20 protein-coding genes are annotated in these 21084 nt (G+C 72.1%); 6 read left to right on the plus strand and 14 right to left on the minus strand.

The window, feature by feature from the left end; genetic code table 11:
* Positions 1-388: 388 nt before the first annotated feature.
* Genes HD596_RS26045 through HD596_RS26070 form a run of 6 tightly spaced genes read right to left on the minus strand, consistent with a single transcriptional unit; the run spans position 389 to position 5096 of the window.
* Positions 389-1135: an urease accessory protein UreD gene (locus HD596_RS26045; protein WP_246554835.1), complete on the minus strand. Its 747-nt coding sequence runs from the start codon at positions 1133-1135 to the stop codon at positions 389-391.
* The gene (gene ureG, locus HD596_RS26050; protein WP_185071929.1) at positions 1135-1809 is read right to left on the minus strand and encodes an urease accessory protein UreG; all 675 of its coding nucleotides are present in this window, start codon (positions 1807-1809) and stop codon (positions 1135-1137) included. The genes HD596_RS26045 and ureG overlap by 1 nt, the downstream gene beginning before the upstream one ends.
* Positions 1810-1825: 16 nt before the next feature.
* The gene (locus HD596_RS26055) at positions 1826-2782 is read right to left on the minus strand and encodes an urease accessory protein UreF (protein ID WP_185071930.1); all 957 of its coding nucleotides are present in this window, start codon (positions 2780-2782) and stop codon (positions 1826-1828) included.
* A gap of 4 nt (positions 2783-2786) precedes the next feature.
* Positions 2787-4493, minus strand: coding sequence for an urease subunit alpha (locus HD596_RS26060; protein WP_185071931.1), 1707 nt, complete (start codon positions 4491-4493; stop codon positions 2787-2789).
* Positions 4486-4797, minus strand: coding sequence for an urease subunit beta (locus HD596_RS26065; protein ID WP_185071932.1), 312 nt, complete (start codon positions 4795-4797; stop codon positions 4486-4488). Before HD596_RS26065 ends, HD596_RS26060 begins: the two co-directional genes overlap by 8 nt.
* Complete coding sequence (locus tag HD596_RS26070) at positions 4794-5096, minus strand: urease subunit gamma (protein WP_080041930.1); 303 nt, start codon at positions 5094-5096, stop codon at positions 4794-4796. The genes HD596_RS26065 and HD596_RS26070 overlap by 4 nt, the downstream gene beginning before the upstream one ends.
* 201 nt (positions 5097-5297) lie before the next feature.
* Here HD596_RS26070 and urtA point away from each other — a divergent pair, with 201 nt between their 5' ends.
* From urtA to urtE, 5 genes are read left to right on the plus strand one after another with little or no spacing between them, the layout of a single operon-like run.
* Entirely contained in the window at positions 5298-6506 is a 1209-nt protein-coding gene (gene urtA / locus HD596_RS26075; protein ID WP_185071933.1) for an urea ABC transporter substrate-binding protein, read from the plus strand.
* Positions 6506-7354, plus strand: a complete 849-nt coding sequence (urtB, locus tag HD596_RS26080; protein WP_185071934.1) for an urea ABC transporter permease subunit UrtB — start codon at positions 6506-6508, stop codon at positions 7352-7354. The genes urtA and urtB overlap by 1 nt, the downstream gene beginning before the upstream one ends.
* Positions 7351-8382, plus strand: coding sequence for an urea ABC transporter permease subunit UrtC (urtC, locus tag HD596_RS26085; RefSeq protein WP_185071935.1), 1032 nt, complete (start codon positions 7351-7353; stop codon positions 8380-8382). Before urtB ends, urtC begins: the two co-directional genes overlap by 4 nt.
* Positions 8366-9115: an urea ABC transporter ATP-binding protein UrtD gene (gene urtD, locus HD596_RS26090; RefSeq protein WP_185071936.1), complete on the plus strand. Its 750-nt coding sequence runs from the start codon at positions 8366-8368 to the stop codon at positions 9113-9115. Before urtC ends, urtD begins: the two co-directional genes overlap by 17 nt.
* Entirely contained in the window at positions 9093-9782 is a 690-nt protein-coding gene (gene urtE / locus HD596_RS26095) for an urea ABC transporter ATP-binding subunit UrtE (protein WP_185071937.1), read from the plus strand. Before urtD ends, urtE begins: the two co-directional genes overlap by 23 nt.
* Here the strand turns inward: urtE and HD596_RS26100 are convergent.
* Positions 9779-12349 carry an AfsR/SARP family transcriptional regulator gene (locus HD596_RS26100; RefSeq protein WP_185071938.1) on the minus strand — a complete coding sequence of 857 codons (2571 nt, stop codon included), beginning with the start codon at positions 12347-12349 and terminating at the stop codon, positions 9779-9781. The genes urtE and HD596_RS26100 overlap by 4 nt on opposite strands.
* Before the next feature lie 63 nt (positions 12350-12412).
* Positions 12413-13165 carry a Mut7-C RNAse domain-containing protein gene (locus HD596_RS26105; protein WP_185071939.1) on the minus strand — a complete coding sequence of 251 codons (753 nt, stop codon included), beginning with the start codon at positions 13163-13165 and terminating at the stop codon, positions 12413-12415.
* Between HD596_RS26105 and HD596_RS26110 the strand changes: the two genes are divergently transcribed.
* The gene (locus HD596_RS26110) at positions 13164-14069 is read left to right on the plus strand and encodes a TAXI family TRAP transporter solute-binding subunit (protein ID WP_221519521.1); all 906 of its coding nucleotides are present in this window, start codon (positions 13164-13166) and stop codon (positions 14067-14069) included. The two genes, HD596_RS26105 and HD596_RS26110, sit on opposite strands and share 2 nt — an antisense overlap.
* On the opposite strand, the gene HD596_RS26115 is transcribed toward HD596_RS26110, so the two are convergent.
* The 6 genes from HD596_RS26115 to HD596_RS26140 all read right to left on the minus strand — a co-directional run bounded on the left by HD596_RS26115 (position 14060) and on the right by HD596_RS26140 (position 21009).
* Positions 14060-15388: a sensor histidine kinase gene (locus tag HD596_RS26115; protein WP_185071940.1), complete on the minus strand. Its 1329-nt coding sequence runs from the start codon at positions 15386-15388 to the stop codon at positions 14060-14062. The two genes, HD596_RS26110 and HD596_RS26115, sit on opposite strands and share 10 nt — an antisense overlap.
* On the minus strand, positions 15385-16050 hold the full coding sequence (locus HD596_RS26120; RefSeq protein WP_185071941.1) for a response regulator transcription factor: 666 nt from the start codon (positions 16048-16050) through the stop codon (positions 15385-15387). Before HD596_RS26120 ends, HD596_RS26115 begins: the two co-directional genes overlap by 4 nt.
* A 9-nt stretch (positions 16051-16059) precedes the next feature.
* Positions 16060-17373: an MFS transporter gene (locus HD596_RS26125; protein WP_185071942.1), complete on the minus strand. Its 1314-nt coding sequence runs from the start codon at positions 17371-17373 to the stop codon at positions 16060-16062.
* Between the two features lie 137 nt (positions 17374-17510).
* Complete coding sequence (locus tag HD596_RS26130) at positions 17511-19712, minus strand: glycoside hydrolase family 6 protein (protein WP_185071943.1); 2202 nt, start codon at positions 19710-19712, stop codon at positions 17511-17513.
* A gap of 34 nt (positions 19713-19746) precedes the next feature.
* On the minus strand, positions 19747-20721 hold the full coding sequence (locus tag HD596_RS26135) for a GNAT family N-acetyltransferase (protein WP_185071944.1): 975 nt from the start codon (positions 20719-20721) through the stop codon (positions 19747-19749).
* 42 nt (positions 20722-20763) lie between these two features.
* A complete protein-coding gene (locus HD596_RS26140; protein WP_185071945.1) occupies positions 20764-21009 on the minus strand; it encodes a DUF2630 family protein in 246 nt (81 codons plus the stop codon).
* Positions 21010-21084: the final 75 nt, after the last annotated feature.

Below are 21084 nucleotides of genomic sequence, written 5' to 3' on the forward strand. Positions count from 1 at the left end.
CGCCCCGCCGACTGCTCCCGACCACACCGCCAACAGCCACCGCCCCGACCGCCGCCGGTTGTCATCGCCACCCCCGCCGCCGCCTCCGACTGCCGGACGCCTCCGCCGGACGCCGCCGCCGACCGTCGCCCGTCGCCCGCCTACCTGCTGCCTATCGCTGGCTGCCACCTATCGCCGGATGCCGCTGGCCCGCCGTCACTGGCCGCCGTCACTGGCCGCCGCCGCTGCCGGGCGCCGCTGCCGGGCGCCGCTGCCGGGTGCCGCCGTTGGGTACCGGGATCGGGCGGTACGGGGCGATTGGGGCATATCGCCGGTCACCCGCCATCCCCGGTCGCCCGCTCCACCGCCTTCGTACGTCCGACAGCAGGCGGGCTTGAGGGCGGCTGGGCTACGGGGGCGGGGTGAGGGTGGTGCGTTCGCCCCATTCGAGGCGGGAGCGGAGTTGGACGGCGTCCGTGGCCAGGGCGGATACGAGCGTGCCCGGACCGGCCAGGGGTAGCACGGCGACGCCCTCGGCCACCACCGGCTCCTTGGCGGACGTCGTGAGGTACGTGGTGCCGACGCAGCGGGCAGAGCCGTAGACGGCCGGGGAGGTGTCCACGGCCGGGTCGCCCACGGTGAACTCCTGCCGGAGCACCGGGCGGCCGTCGCACGTCGCGTCGAAGCGGGCGTGACAGCGCCCCGAAGCCTCGCCGTGGCGGCCGAAGACGATCTCCTCGCGCCACAGCACCTCGGCGTCCGCCGCCAGTTCGAGGCGTACCAGGAGCCGGTGCTCGCAACCGGCGGCGAGCACCGTGGGCTCCGGGGTGAAGCGGAGTGTGGCGCCCGCCCCCACCCGGGCCGTGACCAGCATCTCGGACGTGCCGTCCCCCGGCAGGACCAGGGTGCTGGCGACCGAGCCCAGCTCCAGGGTGGTGCGCGGGGCGACGTCCAGGTCCAGGGAGAGCCGGTCGCCGCCGAGCGGGCCCGCCGCCGTGGAGATGAGATGCACGGTGTACGGCCCCGTCTGGCGCAGCGTCAGAGGGGGCGCCGAGGCCAGCCGGCGGATGAGGGTCCGGCCGTCCGGGGACGAGGCCGTCGCGACGGCGGCGCTCGCCCTCATCCCGCGGCGGCCGGGCCGGACGCTGGCGGGCATCAGGAGACGGGGGCCGCGTGGGAGTGGGACCAGGCCGTCACCTGCTCGGACACCCAGGCGGCGACCGTGGCGGCGGTGGGCTCCTGCCTGATCGAGGTGAACAGCACCGGCCTGTCACCGCGTACGGCCGCCGCGTCGCGGTCCATCACGCCCAGGTCGGCGCCCACCATCGGGGCGAGGTCCGTCTTGTTGACGATCAGCAGGTCCGCCGTCGTCACCCCGGGACCGCCCTTGCGCGGCACCTTGTCGCCGCCCGACACGTCCAGGACGAAGATCTGCCTGTCCGCCAGCCCCCGGCTGAACGTGGCCGTCAGGTTGTCGCCGCCGCTCTCCACGATCACCAGGTCCAGCGGGCCGAAGCGGTGTTCGAGGGTCTCCACGGCGTCGAGGTTCGCGGCGATGTCGTCGCGGATGGCGGTGTGGGGGCAGCAACCGGTCTCGACGGCGAGGATGCGCTCGGGGTCGAGCACGCCCGCCCGGCGCAGGAAGTCGGCGTCCTCGGTGGTGTAGATGTCGTTGGTCACCACCCCGAGGGACAGCGACGGGCCCAGCGTCCTGCACAGCGCGGCGACCAGGGCCGTCTTGCCGCTCCCTACCGGGCCGCCCACCCCCAGCCGCAGCGCCCGGCCACGGCCGTCGGGGGCGTGGTGGTGGTCGTCGTGATTGGCACCCATGTCTGGGGATCCTTCCTTAGGAGACGAACAACCTGACCTCGGCGCGCGCATGCTGCTCGGCCAGAAGGTCAAGGGCTGGGGAGGAGTACGCGGGCAGCGCCGCCAACCAGGGGCGCGGATCCGCGGGGTCCGGGGGCCGGCTCGGGAAGCCGGGGTGGGTTGAGGATTCGGCGTCCGCCACAGCGGTGGAGCGGGCTTTCGTCACGGTGAGGTGGGCTTCGGTGGCGATGGCCGTGAGGTGGGGGGTGAGGTCGGCCAGGAGCCCGTGTACGGCCACCGGGTCGAGGCCCAGGAGTCGCACCGCCGCCGTGGCGGGGCCGCTGATCGCGTGGTACGCCGCCGCCATGGCCGCTTCCTCGGCCGTGGCGCCCGCCGCGTACGCCACCGCGCCGAGGGCGATCGGGTGATGGGGGCTCGGTACGGCCCGCGCCAGCTCCTCCAGCACCGGTGACGGCCACACGCGACGGGCGACCCTGAGCAGGAGCCTGCCCTGGGTCCTGGACGCGTCCCGCTGGGCGGGGGCGGCGGTCCTGGCATCGACCTCGGCGTCGAGCAGCACCCACGGCGACCCGGACACGGGCTGACCGACTCCGGCGTTGGCCCGTGTCCCGGCGTCGGTGCTCGGCGGGCTGGTGGCGGGGGATCGGGTGGCGGCCGGTGGCAAGTTGGATGCCGATGTGGTCGGCGGTGCCGCAGCCGGTGGTGGGATCGAGGTCGTTGCTGGGGTGGTGGGTGGCGGGGTGATGGGCGGTTGGGGGATAGGTGGGGATGTGGTGGTGGCGTGGGTGTGGGCGGCGGCGGTGAGGGTGGCGGTAAGGGCGCCGGTGGTGTGAAGGCGGCCGTGAAGGAAGCGGGCCAGCGAGGGCACGTCGAAGACAGCCCCCGACGCGATGGCCCGTTCGGTGCCGCCCGAGTGGGCGTGGCCGCCGGCCGGGAAGCGGGAGTCGGCCAGGAGGAGCAGCGCTGGGTTCATCACGTCAGAAGAGGAAGTAGCGCTGGGCCATGGGAAGGCGGGTGGCGGGGGCCGGTTCGACGGGGTCGCCGTCGATGCGGACCTCGAAAGTGTCGGGCGCCACCTCGATCCGGGGCATGGCGTCGTTGAGCGGCATCGAGGACTTGCCGCGCCGCCGTACGTCCGCCACCGGAGCCAGGCGCCGGCGTACGGACAGCCGGTCCGCGAGGCCGGACTCCAGGGCCGCCGGCGCGACGAAGTGGAGCGAGGTGGCGGCGGCGGTCACCGGTGAGGCGCCGAACATGGGGCGGGGCAGCACCGGCTGCGGCGTCGGGATGGAGGCGTTGGCGTCGCCCATCTGCGCCCAGGCCACCACGCCGCCCTTGAGCACGAGGTCGGGCTTGACCCCGAAGAACGCCGGGTCCCAGAGGACGAGGTCGGCGAGCTTGCCGCGTTCGACGGAGCCGATCTCGCCGTCCAGGCCGTGGGCGATAGCCGGACAAATCGTATATTTCGCGATGTAGCGGCGGGCGCGCAGGTTGTCCGCGGGGCCACCGAGCGACCCCCGGCGCCCCTTCATGACGTGCGCGGTCTGCCACGTACGGATGATCGTCTCCCCGATCCGCCCCATCGCCTGCGAGTCCGACCCGATCATCGAGATCGCCCCCAGATCGTGCAGCACGTCCTCGGCCGCCATCGTCGTCGGCCTGATGCGCGACTCGGCGAACGCCAGGTCCTCCGGGATCGACGGGTTGAGGTGGTGGCACACCATGAGCATGTCGAGGTGCTCGTCCAGCGTGTTGACGGTGTGCGGCCGGGTGGGGTTGGTGGAGGAGGGCAGGATGTTGGGGGAGCCGGCGACGCGGATGATGTCGGGAGCGTGCCCGCCACCGGCCCCTTCGGTGTGGTACGCGTGGATCATCCGATCCCCGATGGCCTTCAGCGTCGACTCCACGAACCCCGCCTCGTTCAGCGTGTCCGTGTGCAGCGTCACCTGCACCCCCGACGCGTCCGCCACGCTCAGGCAGGCGTCGATGGCGGCCGGCGTCGAGCCCCAGTCCTCGTGCAGCTTGAAGCCGGAGGCCCCGGCCTCGAGCTGCTCCATCAGGCCGTCGGCGGAGACCGTGTTGCCCTTGCCGAGCAGCGCGAAGTTCAGCGGGTAGGCGTCCAGCGACTCCAGCATCCGGCCCAGGTACCAGGTGCCGGTGACGGTCGTCGCCTTGGTGCCCTCGACGGGTCCGGTGCCGCCCCCGACGATCGTGGTGACACCGGACGCGATCGCCTCGTCGAGGACCTGCGGGCAGATCAGGTGGACGTGCGAGTCGACGCCCCCGGCGGTGAGGATCTTGCCGTTGCCCGCGAGCACCTCCGTGGACGGCCCGATGACCAGGTCGACGCCGTCCATCGTGTCCGGGTTGCCGGCCTTGCCGATGGCGTAGATGCGGCCGTCGCGGATGCCGACGTCGGCCTTGACCACGCCCCAGTGATCGAGGATCACCGCGCCCGTGATGACCAGGTCGGCCGCGCCCTGCGCCCGGGTGGTCCGCGCCTGTCCCATGGACTCGCGGATGACCTTGCCGCCGCCGAACACCGCCTCGTCCCCCGGCCCGGCGGGCCCGATCGACAGGTCCTCGGTGACCTCGATGAACAGGTCGGTGTCGGCCAGGCGGATCTGGTCGCCGACCGTGGGGCCGTAAAGCGCCGCGTACCGGGCGCGCGAGATCTCAGCCATCCAGCGGCCCCGCCCACTCCGGCCGCAGCCCGGGCACGACCCGGTTGCCCGCCAGCGGCACGAGCGTCACGTCGCGTTCGACGCCCGGCTCGAACCTGATCGCCGTCCCCGCCGGCACGTCCAGCCGCATGCCCCAGGCCGCCTTCCTGTCGAACTCCAGCCCCGGGTTGGCGGCCGCGAAGTGGTAGTGCGAGCCCACCTGCACCGGCCGGTCCGCCGTGTTCACCACCCGCAGCGTGCGGCGCTCGCGCCCGGGGTTGAGGGTGTGAACGCCCTCGGGGTGCACGTACTCGCCCGGGATCACGGGATGGGCCTGTGTACGGTGACCAGCTTCGTGCCGTCGGGGAACGTCGCCTCGATCTGCACGCTCTCCAGCATCTCCGGCACGCCCTCCATGACGTCGGCCCGGCCGAGCACCGACCGTCCGGCCTCCATCAGGTCGGCCACGGAGCGCCCGTCCCTGGCCCCCTCCATGAGGAACGACGCGATGATGGCGGTAGCCTCGGGGTGGTTCAGGCGCAGGCCCCTGGCCTGCCGCTCGCGCGCCACCCCGGCGGCGACGTGGATGAGCAGCCGTTCTTGCTCGTGTGAGGTAAGCCGCATGGCCGGACCATAGGAACCGGCGGTTTCGTGGCTGTTGCCGGGGCATGTCGTGTTGGTTTCGCGCTGTGAGTGAACCCCCTTATTTCGGATTTTGTGCATTTGTGAATTTTTGGCAATTGCCTCTTAACATACGGGATCTTCTCGAGAAATGTCCTGGAGTCACCTTTCTGGCAGTACCGGTCGGCGAGGAAAGGAACGGCTGTGCGCATCTCCCGTCCGATTGTCACCGCGACCCTGGTGTTAGCCCTCGCGGCCTGCGGTGCCGACGCCAAGCCCGCCGCCGACTCCAAAGAGATCAAGGTGGGCCTCCTCCACTCGCTCAGCGGCACGATGGCGATCAGCGAGGTCACCGTCCGCGACGCCGAACTGCTGGCCATCGAAGAGATCAACAAGGCCGGCGGCGTGCTCGGCAAGCAGCTCGTCCCCGTCGTGGAGGACGGCGCCTCCGACTGGCCCACGTTCGCGGAGAAGGCCACCAAGCTGATCAGGCAGGACAAGGTCGCCACCGTCTTCGGCGGCTGGACCTCGGCCAGCAGAAAGGCGATGCTGCCGGTCTTCGAGCGCTACAAGGCCCTGCTCTGGTATCCGGTGCAGTACGAGGGGCTGGAGAGCTCGCCGTACATCTTCTACACGGGCGCCACCACCAACCAGCAGATCATCCCCGGCCTCGACTACCTGAAGGAGCAGGGCAAGAAGAAGCTGTTCCTGGTGGGCAGCGACTACGTCTTCCCGCGGACCGCGAACAAGATCATCAAGGCGTACGCGGCGGCGAACGGGATGGAGATCCTCGGCGAGGAGTACACGCCGCTCGGCCACACCGAATACTCCACGCTGGTCAACAAGGTCCTGCAGGCCAAGCCGGACGCCGTCTTCAACACCCTGAACGGCGACAGCAACGTGGCCTTCTTCAAGCAGCTCAAGAGCGCGGGCTCGTCCGCCGACAGCCTGCCGGTGCTGTCGGTGAGCATCGCCGAGGAGGAGGTCACCGGCATCGGCGTGGACAACATCGCAGGCCAGCCGGTCGCCTGGAACTACTACCAGACCACCGACACCCCGGCCAACGACGCGTTCGTCAAGGCGTACAAGGCCAAGTACGGGCAGAACAAGGTCACCTCCGACCCCATGGAAGCCGGCTACAACGCGGTCTACCTCTGGGCCGAGGCGGTCAAGAAGGCGGGCAGCACCGAGGTCGAGGCGGTAAAGAAGGCCGCGCCCGGCATCTCGCTCGAACGCCCCGAGGGCCTGGTCACCATCGACGGCGAGAACCAGCACATGTACAAGACCGCCCGCATCGGCATCATCCAGCCCGACGGCCTGATCAAGCAGGTGTGGGACTCTGGCAAGCCGATCAAGCCGGACCCGTACCTCAAGGGCTACTCCTGGGCCTCCGGCCTGGCGGCGGGACAGTGATGCCGGCCTTCCTCAACCAGCTCCCCATCGGGCTGTCCATCGGGGCGGTGCTGCTGCTCATCGCGCTCGGGCTGACGTTCACGTTCGGGCAGATGGGCGTGATCAACATGGCGCACGGCGAGTTCATCATGGCGGGTGCCTACACCGCGTTCCTGCTGCAGGACCTGGTGCTCGCGCTGCCCGCGGCGTTCCTGGTGGCGGGGCTCATGGGGCTGATCCTGGAGCGGGCCGCCATCAGGCACTTCTACGGCCGCCCGCTGGACACGCTGCTGCTCACCTGGGGTGTCAGCCTGGTGCTGCAGCAGCTCGCCCGCGACCTGTTCGGCGCGCCGAACGTGCAGGTGCCCGCCCCCTCCTGGCTCGCGGGCGGGATCGGCATCCTGCCCTACAACCGCCTGTTCATCATGGGGCTCGCGATCGCCGGCGTGGTGGCGGTCTGGCTGTACCTCAACCGCACCGGGCTCGGCCGCCGGACCCAGGCCGTCGTGCAGAACCGGCAGCTCGCCGCGACCAGCGGCATCGACACCGGCCGGGTGGACATGCTGACGTTCTTCATCGGGTCCGGGCTGGCGGGCGTGGCCGGGGTGGCGCTGACGCTGATCGGGCCCGTCGGGCCGGCGCTCGGCACGTACTACATCGTGGACGCGTTCCTCGTCGTCGTGGCGGGCGGGCTCGGGCAGCTGCGCGGCGCCGTGCTGGCCGCGATCGGGCTGGGGCTGCTGAACTCCTACGCCGAGTTCTGGTCGGACGCCTCGCTGGCGAAGGTCATCGTGTTCGCCGTGATCATCGCGTTCCTGCAGGTACGCCCGCAGGGCATGTTCGTGCTGCGGTCGAGGGTGCTCACATGATCAAGAGAAATCTGCCCTTCGCGACCGTGTTCGCGACCGTGGCCGTGATCGCCCTGGTGGCGGCCCCGCTGCTGCTGGAGCCGTTCCGGCTGGGGCTGCTGGCGAAATACCTCTGCTACGCGATCGTCGCGCTCGGGATCGGGCTGGCCTGGGGGCAGGGCGGCATGCTCACCCTCGGCCAGGGCGTCTTCTTCGGGCTCGGCGGCTACGCCATGGCGATGTACCTCAAGCTCACCGAGGCCGGCGGCGGGCTGCCCGACTTCATGGTGTGGAGCGGGGTGGAGCGGCTGCCCGCGCTGTGGGCGCCGTTCGCCAACCCGATCTTCGCCCTCGCCATGGCCGTGCTCGGGCCCGTGGCGATCGCGCTGCTGCTGGGCGCGCTGGTGTTCCGGCAGCGGGTACGGGGCGCGTACTTCGCCATCCTCACCCAGGCACTGGCCGCCGCCCTGGTCATACTGCTCGTCGGCCAGCAGGGCCTGACCGGCGGCACCAACGGCATGACGAACTTCTTCGAGCTGTTCGGCCAGGACCTGGCCGAGGACTCCACGCAGCGGACGCTCTACCTCGTGGTGGCGGTCGTCCTCGGGCTCCTCTACCTCGCCACCCGCCAGCTCGTGAACAGCCGCTACGGCCGGCTCCTCGTCGCGGTCAGGGACGGCGAGGACCGGGTGCGCTTCCTCGGCTACGACCCGGCGCTGGTCAAGACCGTCACCTTCGCCGCCTCGGCGGGCATGGCGGGGCTGGCGGGCGCGCTGTTCGTGCCGGTGGTCGGCATCATCTCGCCCGCGCTGCTCGGCGTCGTGCCCTCGCTGGAGCTGGTCGTCGCGGTGGCGGTCGGCGGGCGGCACGCGCTGGCCGGCGCCGTGCTCGGCGCGGTCGTCATGGGCTACGCCAAGACGGCGTTCAGCGAGCAGTTCGCCGACGGCTGGCTCTACCTGCAGGGCGCGCTGTTCATCCTGGTCATGACGCTCGCCCCGAAGGGCATCGTGGGCGTGCTGGGGAGGTGGCGGCGTGCTCGAACTACGTGACGTCCAGGTCGTGTTCGACGGCTTCCGGGCGCTCGACGGCGTGGACCTGACCGTGCCCGAGGGCGAGCTGCGCTTCCTGATCGGGCCCAACGGCGCGGGCAAGACCACGCTGATCGACGTGATCACCGGCCTCACCAGGCCGGCGGCGGGCAGCGTGCGGTTCGGCGAGCACGACCTGGTCGGCAGGAAGGAGCACCAGATCGTCCGCCTGGGCGTCGGCCGCACGTTCCAGACGTCGGTCGTGTTCGAGGAGCTGACCGTGGTCGAGAACCTCGACCTCGCGGCCAGCTTCCGCCAGCCGCTCTGGTCGCTGGCCAGGCGGCGCAAGGGCGTGTCCGAGGCCGTCGCGGAGGCGCTGGCCAGGACCGGACTCGAAGATCTCGCCGAACGTTCGGCCGGCGTTCTCTCGCACGGCCAGCGCCAGTGGCTGGAGATCGGCATGCTGCTGGCGCAGCGCCCCCGGCTGCTGCTCCTGGACGAGCCGGTGGCGGGCATGTCCAGCGACGAACGGGAGCGCACGGGGGAGCTGCTCACCCGGATCGCCGACGACCACACGGTGATCGTGGTGGAGCACGACATGGAGTTCCTGCGGCGGCACGCCTCGACGGTGACCGTGCTGCACGAGGGCAGGGTGCTCGTGGAGGGGTCGGTCGACGAGGTCAGCGCCGACCCCCGCGTCCAGGAGGTCTACCTGGGAAGGAGAGCCAGCGATGCTGTCGGTGACCGGCCTTGAGTCGGGGTACGGGAGGGCACGCGTACTGTTCGGGGTCTCGCTGGAGATCGGGCCGGGACAGCTCGTGTGCGTCATGGGGCGCAACGGCGTCGGCAAGACCACGTTGCTCAACACCGTCATGGGCGTGCTCCCGGCGACGGCCGGCACGGTCACGTTCGACGGCCGCGACGTCACCAGGCTGAAACCGCACGAGCGGGTCAGGCTCGGCATGGGGTACGTCCCCCAGGGCCACCAGTGCTTCCCCCAGCTCTCGGTCCTGGGCAACCTGCTGGTCACCATGGAGGCCGCCAAGGTGACCAGGGAGGCCATCGACGAGGCCCTGGACGTGTTCCCCGCGCTCAAGCCGCTGCTCAAACGGAGCGCCGGCCACCTGTCGGGCGGCCAGCAGCAGCAGCTCGCCATGGCCCGAGCCCTGGTCACCAGGCCCAGGATGCTCATCCTCGACGAGCCGACCGAGGGCATCCAGCCGTCGATCATCCTGGAGATCGAGGCGGCGATCGAGCGGCTGCACGCCTCCGGGCTGGCCGTGCTGCTCGTGGAGCAGTACCTGGACATCGCGCTGCGGCTGGCCGACACGTTCGTCATCCTCGACGGCGGGCACGTCGTGCGCACCGGAGCCGCCGAGGAGCTGCACCGGGAGGACGTCCGCCGCCTGCTCGCGGTCTAACCCTGGGCCAGCACGGCGCGGGCGTTGGCGGCGCCCTGGCGGTCGCCGGTCTCCTCGAACACCTCCAGCGCCGCCCCGGCCAGCTCCCGCGCCCGCCCCGCCGCGCCCTCGGCCCGGTTCACCCTGGCCAGGGCCAGCAGGGCGTGCGCGTCCAGCAGCCGGTCGCCGAGGCGTACGGCGATGCTCCTCGCCTGCTCGGCGGCGGCCCTGGCGTCCGCCTTGGCGGCCCGCGCCAGGTGCGTCGCGGACAGGTCGAGCAGCGTGTCGGCCTGCCGGTGCCGGTCGCCCAGCTCCTCCAGGTGCTCGACGGCGGCCCGCAGGTGCTCGGCGGCCTCGTCGAGCCGCCCCGCGCGGCGCAGCACGACGCCGAGCACGTGCTCGGCGTCGGCGGCGTCCCGCTGGTTGTCGGCGCCCTCCAGGCAGGTGCGCAGGGCCCGCTCGGCGTCCTCCAGGCGTGCCTGCCCCAGGTGGACGCGGCCGAGCCGGCGCCTGGTGTGGTTCACCTCGCGGGTGCGGCCCTGCCGCAGGAACATGCCCAGCGCCAGCCGCAGCCGTTCGTGCGCGCGCTCCCACTCCCGCTCGGCCAGGTGCAGGTCGCCCTGGTCCAGCAGGATCAGCGCCTCGCCCCGGTCGTCGCCCGACCGCCGCGCCGACTCCAGCGCCAGCGCGGCCACCGCCCGCCAGTCGTCCAGGAACCGGTGGCGCTCCAGGTAAGGAGCCAGCAGGTGCGCCAGCCGCCAGCACCCGTCGTCGAGCCCCGCCGCGTGCAGGTCGGCGACCAGGCTCACCAGGAACGCCCGCTCGGCCGCCAGCCACTCGACCGACTCCCTGATGTCCCTGGTGGCCACGGCCGTGGCCGGATCGCCCGACACCAGCGAGAACCGCGAGGCCCGCACCCTGGCCAGCACCACCTCCGACAGCCGCCCCAGCACGCCCGGCACGGGCTGCTCGCGGGCGAAGAGCCTGGTCAGGTCGTGCAGCCGGTAGCGGACCTGGCCCGCCACGTCCACGCCGTGCGTCTCCAGCAGGCCCGCGTCCACCAGCGCCTCGGCCTGCCCGCCGAGCTGCTCGGTCACCCAGTCGGCGAAGTCGGGGGCCGACAGCGCGCCGAGCCCGCGCAGCGTCAGCCGGGCGGCCTCGGGCAGCCCGTCGAAGCCGATCGCGAACACGCTGCGCACCGCCTGGTCGCCCGCGTGCAGCCGGTCGAGCCGCCCGTGCTCGTCCTCCAGCAGGCCCACCAGGTAATCGACGGTCCACTCCGGCCGGGCGGCCAGCCGGGAGCCGGCGATGCGCAGCGCGATCGGCAGGCCGCCGCAGAAGCGGGCCAGCCGGGTCATGGCCTCGTCGGCCGGCCGGCCCGAGCTGCTCACCAGCAGGTCGATCGCCTCGCCGGCGCCGAGCACGCCCACCGACAGCCGCCGCGCGCCCGTCAGGCCGCCGAGCGAGGACCGGCTGGTCACGATCGTCGGACACGAGGTCAGCAGCGGCCGCACCTGAGCCTCGCCCGAGGCGTTGTCGAGCAGCACCAGCAGCCTGCGGTTGGCCGTGTAGGTGCGGAACAGCCTCTCCCGCTGCTCCGGCGAGGCCGGGATCGCCTGGGCCGGGCAGCCCAGCCAGCGCAGGAAGTCCTCCAGCACGGCCGACGGCGCGGTCGTCTCGCGCAGGTCGGCGTACAGGATGCCGTCGGGGAAGCTCTCCCGCTCCCGCCAGGCGGCGTGCACGGCCAGCGCCGACTTGCCCACGCCCGCCTGCCCGTGCACCACGACGTGGCCGCCCACCACCGCGTCGAGCAGCTCGCCCCGGCCGGTGAAGCCGGTCACGTCGGGCGGCAGCAGCACCGGCGGGCCCGCCGAGACGTGCAGCGACACGTCATCGTAGAGCATGCGGTGATAGAGCAGCTGCAGCTCGGAGTCGGGCTCGATCGCGTGCCCGCCGTCGAGCTGGTCACGCAGCACCGCGTACGCGGCCAGCGCGTCCACCCGGCGGCCGCTGCGGTAGAGGGCCAGCATGTACTGGCCGCGGAAGCGCTGCCACGTCGGATGCTGCCTGGTCAGCCGGCGCAGCTCGGCGAGCAGCTCGCGGTGCCTGCCGGCGTCCAGGTCGGCCTGCACCCGGCGCTCCAGCGCCAGTAACCGCAGCTCCTCCAGCTCCTCGCGCAGCCGGCGCGTCTCGACCCACCGCTCGCCCTCGGGATCGACGTCCTCCAGGACCTCGCCCCGCCACAGGCTCAGCGCCTCCTCGTAGGCCCCCTTGTCCACCAGCAGCCGGAACCGGTCGACGTCGAGCTGCCCGTCGCCCAGCGCCAGCACGTACGAGCCCGCCACCGTCGTGATCACGTCTTTCCCGACGAGCTGGCGGAGCTGGCCGACGTAGCCGCGCACCAGCGAGTCGGAGCGCTCGCCGCCCTCGCGCGGCCACAGCAGCCTGCGCAGCCGCTCGACCTTGAGCGGGCGCCCGGCGTTGAGCAGGAACATCGCCAGCAGGTCGCGGTGTTTCGGCACGGTGGGGGTGCGGTCCTGTCCGTCGCCGTCGAGCACCTCGAGCGGCCCCATGATGCGAAATTCCACGCGACCTTCCTTGGGGGAGGAGACGTCGATCAGAATGGCACACCTGACGGCTGACCTCTGCCCTTAGGCGGTCCAGGCGCGGGCCGACCTGACGATCTCCTCCAGGTGGTCGCTGTGCGCGCCGCGCCAGTAGACCTGGCCGCACTCGCCGCACCGCCCGTACGCGTCGTAGTTGCGCTCCGTGCCCGCCTCCAGCAGCGACGCGACCTCCTGCTTGGCGACCGGCCGCAGCTCGCCGTTGCACGCCGTGCAGCGCGTCCACGGGCGCAGCGGCGGGGTGAAGCGTTCGAGCAGGTCGCGGAGCTGGTCGGCGGGGCGGGAGCCGCGTACGTACGCGCCCAGCCACAGCGCGCGCCGGCGCAGCAGGCCGCGGTCCTGCGTGAGCAGCACCCGGTGCTCCTCGTTGGCCTGCACCACCAGCGAGGGGTCGTCCATGTCGTTGTGGTAGGCCGCGTCGATGCCGAGCAGCCGCAGCCGCCGCGCCAGCGTGCCAAGGTGCACGTCCAGCAGGAACCGCGGCTCCTCCGGCAGTGGCTGCGGGCGGGGCACCGGGTGGACCTCCACCACGTCGCCGGCCACGAGCTGGTACGACGGCGGCACCCCGCGGCCGTCGGCGACCATCGGCCCCACCTCGGTCAGCGGGATGCCGAGCGACTCGACGTGGTGGCCCAGCGTCGAGGTGCCGTCCAGCGTCACCCGCTGCCACTCCTGGCGCCGGCTCACCGGAAGGAACATCGTCAGCTCTGAGGCGATGAGTAGGCGTGCGTCCCGTTCGCTCACATGTCCATTCTGGTGGACCGGATAACGTAATTTCATGCCGATATCTCGCCGTGCCTTTCTCGGGCTCGCCGCGCTGGCGGCCGGGTGCTCGGCGGCCGACGGCAGGCAGGCCGAGTTGCGGCTGGCGACGGGTGTGACCGGTGGCATCTACGAGCAGCTCGGTGACGGGCTCGCGCGGGAGCTGCGGCAGGACGGGCTCACGGTGCGGGTGATGAAGACCGCGGCCAGCGTGCAGAACCTGACGATGATGACCGACGGGCGGGCCGACGTGGCGTTCGCGCTGGCCGACAGCGCCGACGACGCCGTCAGGGTGCGCCACCAGCCGGTGTCCGCGCTGGCCAGGGTTTACATGAACTACGTCCACCTGGTGGTGCGGCGCGGCTCCGGCATCGTGGCGGTCAAGGACCTGGCCGGGCGGGCGGTCTCCATCGGGCTGGAGGGGTCGGGCACCGCGGTGACCGCCACCCGCGTGCTGGCCGTGGCCGGCCTGGCCGAGCCCGCCGAGGTCAGCAGGCTGGGCCTGGACGAGTCGGTCAAGGCGCTGCTCGACGGCCGGATCGAGGCGTTCTTCTGGTCGGGCGGGGTGCCCACGCCGGTCCTGACCTCGCTGGGGGACATCGAGCTCGTGCCGCTGGAGCCGCTGGTGACGGTCCTGCGCCGCCGGTTCGGCCCGCTCTACGAGCACGGGCTGGTGCCCGCCGGCGTGTACGGCAGCGGCCGGCCGGTGCCGACCATCGGCACGCCCAGCTACCTGATGTGCCGGTCCACGCTCCCGGACGATCTGGCGTACGTGATCACCGAGACGCTCTTCGGCGCCCGCGACCGCCTCCAGGCCCCGTCGGCGCCGGGCGGGCGGCTCGACATGCGCTACGCCATCGGCACCGGCGTCGTCCCGCTCCACCCGGGCGCCGCCCGCTATTACCGCTCCGCCTACGGCTGAGCCCTCAGGCGCAGCTCCACGACCAGGCCGTGCGGCACGGCGGGCAGCAGCGCCAGCGTGGCCCCGCACGCCCTGGCCAGCTCGGCGGCGATGGCCAGGCCCAGGCCGCTGCCCGGCACGTTCGCGTGGGCCCCGGACCGCCAGAACCGGCCCAGCGCCTCCGCCCGCTCCTCCTCGCCGAGCCCGGGCCCGTCGTCCGCGATCCGCAGCACCCCGTCCTCCAGGGTGACCGTGACGGTGCCGCCCTCGGGCACGAACTTCTGGGCGTTGTCGAGCGCGATGTCCGCGACCCTGGCCGCCGCCTCGGGAACGACCGACATTTCCGAAATTTCGGTTATGAGGTGGACGCCCTTGGCCGCGTACACCTCCCGCCACGTCCCCAGCCGGGGCGCCAGCGGGACCTCCTTGCCCTCGACGCCCGCGCCCGCCTCCACCTTCGCCAGCGCCAGCAGGTCCTCCACCAGCAGAGCCAGCCGGTCCAGCTCCGCCATCGCCTCCTCGAACTCGGCCGTCCCCTCGCCCCGCAGATGCGGCTCCAGGTTCTCCAGCCGCAGCCCCAGCACCGTGAGCGGGGTGCGCAGCTCGTGGGAGGCGTCCGCCACGAACGCCCGCTGCCGCTCCATCGCGTTGGAGACCGCGTCGGCCATGGCGTTGAAGCGCTCCTCCAGCCGCCGCAGCTCGGAGGGCCCGGCGCCGGGATGCGCCCGCGCGTCGAGCCTGCCCTGCGCGATGGCCCGCGTGGTGCGGTCGAGCTCGGTGACGGGCCGCAGGATCCAGCGGGCCAGCCGCCTGGCCGCGAGCGCCGAGTAGCCCAGGGCCACCAGCGCGCCGACCAGCAGCGCGCCCCACACCAGCGACACGTCCTGCCTGGCCCGGTCGGTGGGCACCTCCAGCAGCACCACGCCGGACAGCTGCGCGTCCCGGCCCGCGGGCTCGGCCAGCAGCACCGTGGCCGGTCCGAACGGGCTGATCGTGGGCAGGTCCTCGGTCGTGCGGCCGGCCAGCGCCAGGCGGGTGGCCTCCCGGTCGTCGGCCTCGAAGCGGCCCGCGGTGGCCAGGACGGTGCCGTCGCGGTCGCGTACGCGCACCGCCGCCCCGTAGAGCTCGGCGTAGCGGTCGATCTCGGCGATCAGCCCCGAGCGGTCGTCCTCCCTGGCCGCCTGGTCGGCCAGCTCCGCGAAGCGGGTGGCGTCGGCGCGGCGGTCGAGGAGCAGGCGGTTCGTACGGTGGGAGGCGTAGGCCAGGCCCAGCGGCACGGCCAGCGCCGCGATCAGGAAGACGATCAGCGTGGTGAACGTGACCACCAGGCGGGAGTTCACGCCGTCGAGCCCAGGCGGTAGCCGGTGCCGCGCAGCGTCTCCACCAGCCCCGGGCGGCCGGTCTTGGAGCGCAGGTTGGCCACGTGGACGTCGAGCGAGCGGGACGCCGACAGCAGCGGATCGCCCCAGACCTCGTCCAGGATCTCCTCCCGGCCGCGCACCACGCCCGGCTCGCGCGCCAGCATCGCCAGCACGTCGAACTCCCGCCTCGTCAGCGTCACCGGCTCGCCGTCCACCGTGACCTGCCGGGACTCCAGGTCGATGCGGACGTCGCCGACGCTCACCACGTCGTCGCGGGCCGGCATCGGCCTGGTGCCACGCCGCACCACCGCCTCCATGCGGGCCATCAGCTCCACCGTGCGGAACGGCTTGACCAGGTAGTCGTCGGCCCCGGACCGCAGCCCGCGCAGCACCTCCCGCTCCTCCGTGCGGGCCGTGACCACGATGAGCGGCACCGCCGACACCCGGCGCAGGCGGCGCAGCACGTCGAGGCCGTCCATGTCGGGCAGGCCCAGGTCGAGCAGGACGAAATCGACGCCCCCCGCCAGGCGGAGGGCGTCGACGGCCAGCCCGGCACGGGTGACCTGATGGCCGTGCCGGGCGAGGGCCGTGGTGAGCGCGGACGCGAGCCGATCGTCGTCCTCGACCAGGAGAACTCGCATGGCCCCAGGTTAGACGCGGGCCGCCACCGCATCCTCCGACGCCTGCTCGGCGCGGGAGAGGGCGGCGTCCCTGGTCTCGCGCATGGTGAGGTAGACCACGAGCGACACGGCGGCGCAGGCGGAGACGTACCAGAAGTAGCCGGACTCGATCTTGTTGTTCTTGAACCACAGCGCCACGTACTCGGCGGTGCCGCCGAACAGGGCGTTCGCGATGGCGTAGGGGAGGGCGACGCCGAGCGCGCGCACGTTCGTCGGGAACAGCTCGGCCTTCACCACCGCGTTGATCGAGGTGTAGCCGGTGACGATGACCAGGCCGATCAGCGAGAGCACCAGCGCTCCGGCGAACCCCGTGACCCCGCCGAGCGCCGTCATCAGCGGCACCGTGCCCAGCATCGACCCGATCCCGAACGTGATCAGCAGCGGCCGGCGCCCGATCCGGTCCGACAGCCCACCGGCCAGCGGCTGCAGGCACATGAAGATGAACAGCGCGCAGAAGCTCACCAGCGTGGCCGTCTCCTTGGGCAGGCCGGCGCTGATGCTGAGGTATTTGGTGAGGTACGTGGTGTAGGTGTAGTACGCGACCGTGCCGCCCATCGTCAGGGCGATGACCAGCAGCGCTTCCTTCTTGTGGGCGAGCAGCTGCTTGATCGTGCCGCGGCCCTGGTGCTCGACCTCGCGCTCCTCCTCGTCGTACGCCTCCGTCTCCAGGAGGTTGCGGCGCAGGTAGAACACGACCGCGGCGCCCAGCGCGCCGATCACGAACGGGATGCGCCAGCCGTAGGAGTCGAGGGCCTCCGCGGACATCGTGTTCTGCAGGATGATCTGCAGGCCGAGGCCGACGAGCTGGCCGGCGGTCATGGAGACGTACTGGAAGCTCGAGGCGAAGCCGCGCCGGCCGCGCGGGGTGGCCTCGGTGAGGTACGTGGCGCTGGCCGCGTACTCGCCGCCGACCGAAAGCCCCTGCAGGAGGCGGGCCACCACCAGCACCACGGCGCCGAAGTAGCCGACCGTCTCGTACGTGGGGGCGATGGCGATCAGCAGGGCGCTGGCCGACATGAGGGTGACGGTGAGCGTGAGCGCCGCCTTGCGGCCCTTCCTGTCGGCGTAGCGGCCGAGCAGCCAGCCGCCGAGCGGGCGCATGAAGAATCCGACGGCGAAGATGGCCGCGGTGTTGAGCAGCTTCGCCGTGTTGTCGCCCTCAGGGAAGAAGGACGCGGCGAAATAGACGGCGAAGCTGGTGTAGACGAACCAGTCGTACCACTCGACCAGATTGCCGACGGAGCCGCCGATCACTGCCTTCCACGGCACGCGTGCTTTGCTCACGGGGTCCTCCTGTGTGGAGCCTGGGGGGAGTAGGTGCAGGCCAGAGCCTCTCCGCAGAAGGATGTTCGGACAAGGGCAGGTGGCCGAGATCTAACGTCCGCTTAACATGGGCGCAATCTCGGGCTTGCCCCGGCCCCTCACAATGGCGGGTTGGCCTTCTGGGCCCTCTCCAGCGCCAGCTCCGGCCACCACTGGCCGGCCTCCGGGGACACCACGCCGCGCTCCGGGTCCTTCTCGCCGTCCTCCCCGCGCCTGCACCGGCCGCTGGACGAGCCCGCCCGCGCGATCCACAGGTAGGCGTCCACCAGCTCCTCACCCGTGTCGGTCGTGGGCCGCTCGCCGACGCCCCGGCCCGGCGGGTTGCACCACGTCTGCGGGTCGGGGTACTTCTTCGTCGGGGTCCACGAGCCCTGGCCGTTCCTGGCGGTGTCGACCACGAAGTGGGGCATGGTCGCCGGGTCGACCTTCCCGTCCGCCGGGCAGTCCTTGGCGCCCGTGGCCCGCTGGACGCTGATGCAGGCCGACAGCGCCTTGCCGTACGCGACGCTCTTCTCCGTGGGGTGGTAGGCCGCCGTGTTGAGGAAGAAGCCGTCCGCCCGGTCGATGCCCGCCCTGATCAGCCGCTCGGCCATGATCGCGGTGCCCGGGTAGAGGTCCTGGCTGCCGTCGAGGTAGACGGCCGTGTTCGGGTTGGCCTTGAGGGTCTGGACGGCCTGGCTGAGGTCCCTGTAGCGCGGGTCCACCGAGCCCTGCGGGTCGCACTCCTTGACGCCGGGGACCTTGACCGTGGCGCCCGGTTCGAGGATCACCACCGCCTTGGCCTCGCCTATCGTGCTCGCTATGCCCTTGATCCACTCCTGGTACGTCGCCAGCTCGGCGGCGGTCGCCGGGCGGCACTCGCTGCCGGGCAGGGAGTTGATCAGGAACACCGGGACGCCGCCTTCCTTGCGGGCCTCGGTGATGGTGGCGTCGACCTCCGGCCTGACCTCGGGCGCGTTGAGGCGGATGGCGTGGGGGACGGCGGCCAGCTTGCGCATGAGCTCGGCGTCCTTGGGCCGGTCCTTCTTCCACTGCTCGGCCTGGCGGTTGGCGGCCGGCTCCGGCGGGGAGTAGAACGTGATCTTGCCTGGGGCTCTGAGCGGGTTCTGGGGCTTGGCTGCCTGCGTGGTGGAGTGGGTGGTTTGGGTGGTGGTGGTCGTCTGGGCGGGAGTGCGGGCGCTCGACGAGGTGCCCAGGGTGCGCCAGGCGACGGCCACGGACACGCCTCCCACGGCCACGGCGACGGCCGCCGCGGCGGCGAGCACCCTCCTCCGGTTCCCCGCCACCCCGGGGCCGGGGAGGGAGGGGCTGCCGGGCGGCGCCGTCGCCGCGCCGGGCGGTCGCGGGCCGTCAGCCGGCGCCGTCGTCAGGTCGGCGCGTGCCGGTTGGCCGGGCGCGTCCGTGCCTGTGCCCGTGCTCGTGCCTGTGCCCGTGCTCGTGCCTGTGCCCGTGCTCGTGCCTGTGGGATCCGGCGGGGGAGTGCCGCCTGGGGCCAGGCCCGGGTCCGCCACGCTGAGGTGGTCCATCAGGTCCTGGGCCGTGGGGCGTTGATGGGGGTTCTTCGTCAGCGAGGCGAGCACCAGGTCGCGCAGCGGGCCCGAGAGGCCGTCCAGCTCCGGGGCCTCGTTGAGGATGCGCAGGAGGATCGTGGGGACCGAGCCCGAGCCGAACGGCGGTCTGCCGCTGGCCGCGTAGGCGACCGTGCAGCCCCACGAGAAGATGTCCGAGGCCGGGCCGATGGTGGCGCCCGACACCTGCTCGGGCGACATGTACGACGGCGTCCCCACGATCGCGCTGCTCATCTCCGCGTCCATGAGCTGCGCGATGCCGAAGTCGATGACCTTGGGGCCGACCTGGGAGAGCAGCACGTTCGACGGCTTGAGATCGCGGTGCACGACCCCCGCGCCGTGGATGGCGCGCAGGGCCATGGCCATCGCGGCGGCCAGGCCGTCCAGCGCCGAGCCCTTCAGCGGCCCCGACTCGCGGACGGCGTCCCCCAGGCTGGGTCCCTCGACGTACTCGGTGACCAGGTACGCCACGTCCCCCTCGACGTCGGCGTCCAGGACGGGAGCGGTGCAGAAGCGGGCGACCCGCTTGGCGGCGGCCACCTCGCGGGCGAAGCGCCGCCTGAAGTCCGCCTGCGCGTCCATCCTGGCGTGGATGAGCTTGACCGCCACCCGCGTGCCGTCCGGTGCCTGGCCCAGGTAGACGACGCCCATGCCGCCCTCGCCCAGCCGGACCAGGAGTGTGTACGGCCCCACCTGGCGCGGATCCCCGTCCCTCAACGCCTCCAAGGTCATAAAGGGTCAGGTTAGTCCCCCGTCCCCTAACGGCCTACAGCTCCAGCCGCCATTCGTTCCATTCGTCGAGGAGCTCGAAGCCCATGGCCTCGTTGATGGCCAGCATGTGGGCGTTGGAGGTGGCGTTCCAGGTGATGATCCGCTCCAGGTGGGGCTCGTGCTCGCGGAGCCAGAACAGGTTGGCGAGCTTGAGCAGCAGCCCGAGGCGGTGGCCACGGTGCCCGGCCAGCACGGTGGTGTCCGCCTGGTGTCCCCAGCCGTCGGAGCGGTCGGCGCCGAGGTAGATCCGCGTGTATCCGGCGGGGGCCCCGTCGGAGTCGCGGCGGGCGATCATCGAATAGCTGGTGAAGCCGCGGTCCTTGATACCCTCCTCGCGGTCGCGGATGCGCTCGGAGCTGAAGTCGAAGTCCTCGATGCCGGCGTCGCGAGGGGCGTCGTTCATGCCGTTCATCAGGGTCGAGAGGTCGGGGATCAGGCCGGGGTCGGCCTGGCCGATCCAGCGTTCGAGACGGTAGCCCTCGACGGTGGGGAGCATGCGTCCGAGGGCGTCCCAGTCGGCCTTGTGGAGATCCAGCACGCGGCGGGCCTCGGCGACCGCCACCGTCATGCCGTGGGCGAGCGCGAAGCGGGCGCCCACGCCGGTGGTCGGCGTCTCCGTGAGGAGCAGGCTCCTGCCGTGGTGGCGCAACCTCTCCAGCGCATGCTCGAACAGCGCCGAGCCCAGCCCCCGGCCGCGCCGCTCGGGGCGCACGACGAGGGGGAAGAGCCAGCCCATGTGGGTGTTGTCGAGCTGGGAGAGCGACAGTCCGTAGCCGCCGACGACCTCCCCGCCCTCGACGACGGCCCACAGCTCGGCCCGGTTACCCGGCGAGTGCCTGGCGATGTCGTGGCGGAAGTGGGCGAGCGACATCAGAGGGCCCGGATCGTCGGAGTAGGCCACCGTGTACGCCTCGTGCAGGCCCGTGACCAGGTCGCCCGGCCGGTCGAGATCGATGGGCTGGATCCACATGTGCCCAGCAAATCGCACGGGCGATGGCCGGGGCGAGCGAATTTACTGGCGGTAGTTCTCGACCTCGTTGGCGGGGCGGGCGGCGGCGTTGTCGGGGTCCTCGCCCGCGCTCCGCCTGGCCCGGCGCTGCCTGAGCAGGTCCCAGCACTGATCGAGCGCCGTCTCCAGCTGCTTGATGCGCTCCTGCTCCTCGTCCGTGGTCACCTCGCCTTGGGTCAGCCTGTTGCGCAGCTCGTGCTCCTCGTCGACCAGAGCACTGATCCTGGTGAGAATTTCGTCGTCCCGCATGCCTGAACTCTAGTCACCGGTCCCGCCCAGCCTTCCGCCCCGGTGCCCGTTTCCCACCGCACTTCGGCTGAGGTC

Origin of the sequence: Nonomuraea jabiensis, from assembly GCF_014204795.1 — a bacterium.
Taxonomy (GTDB): Bacteria; Actinomycetota; Actinomycetes; order Streptosporangiales; family Streptosporangiaceae; genus Nonomuraea; species Nonomuraea jabiensis.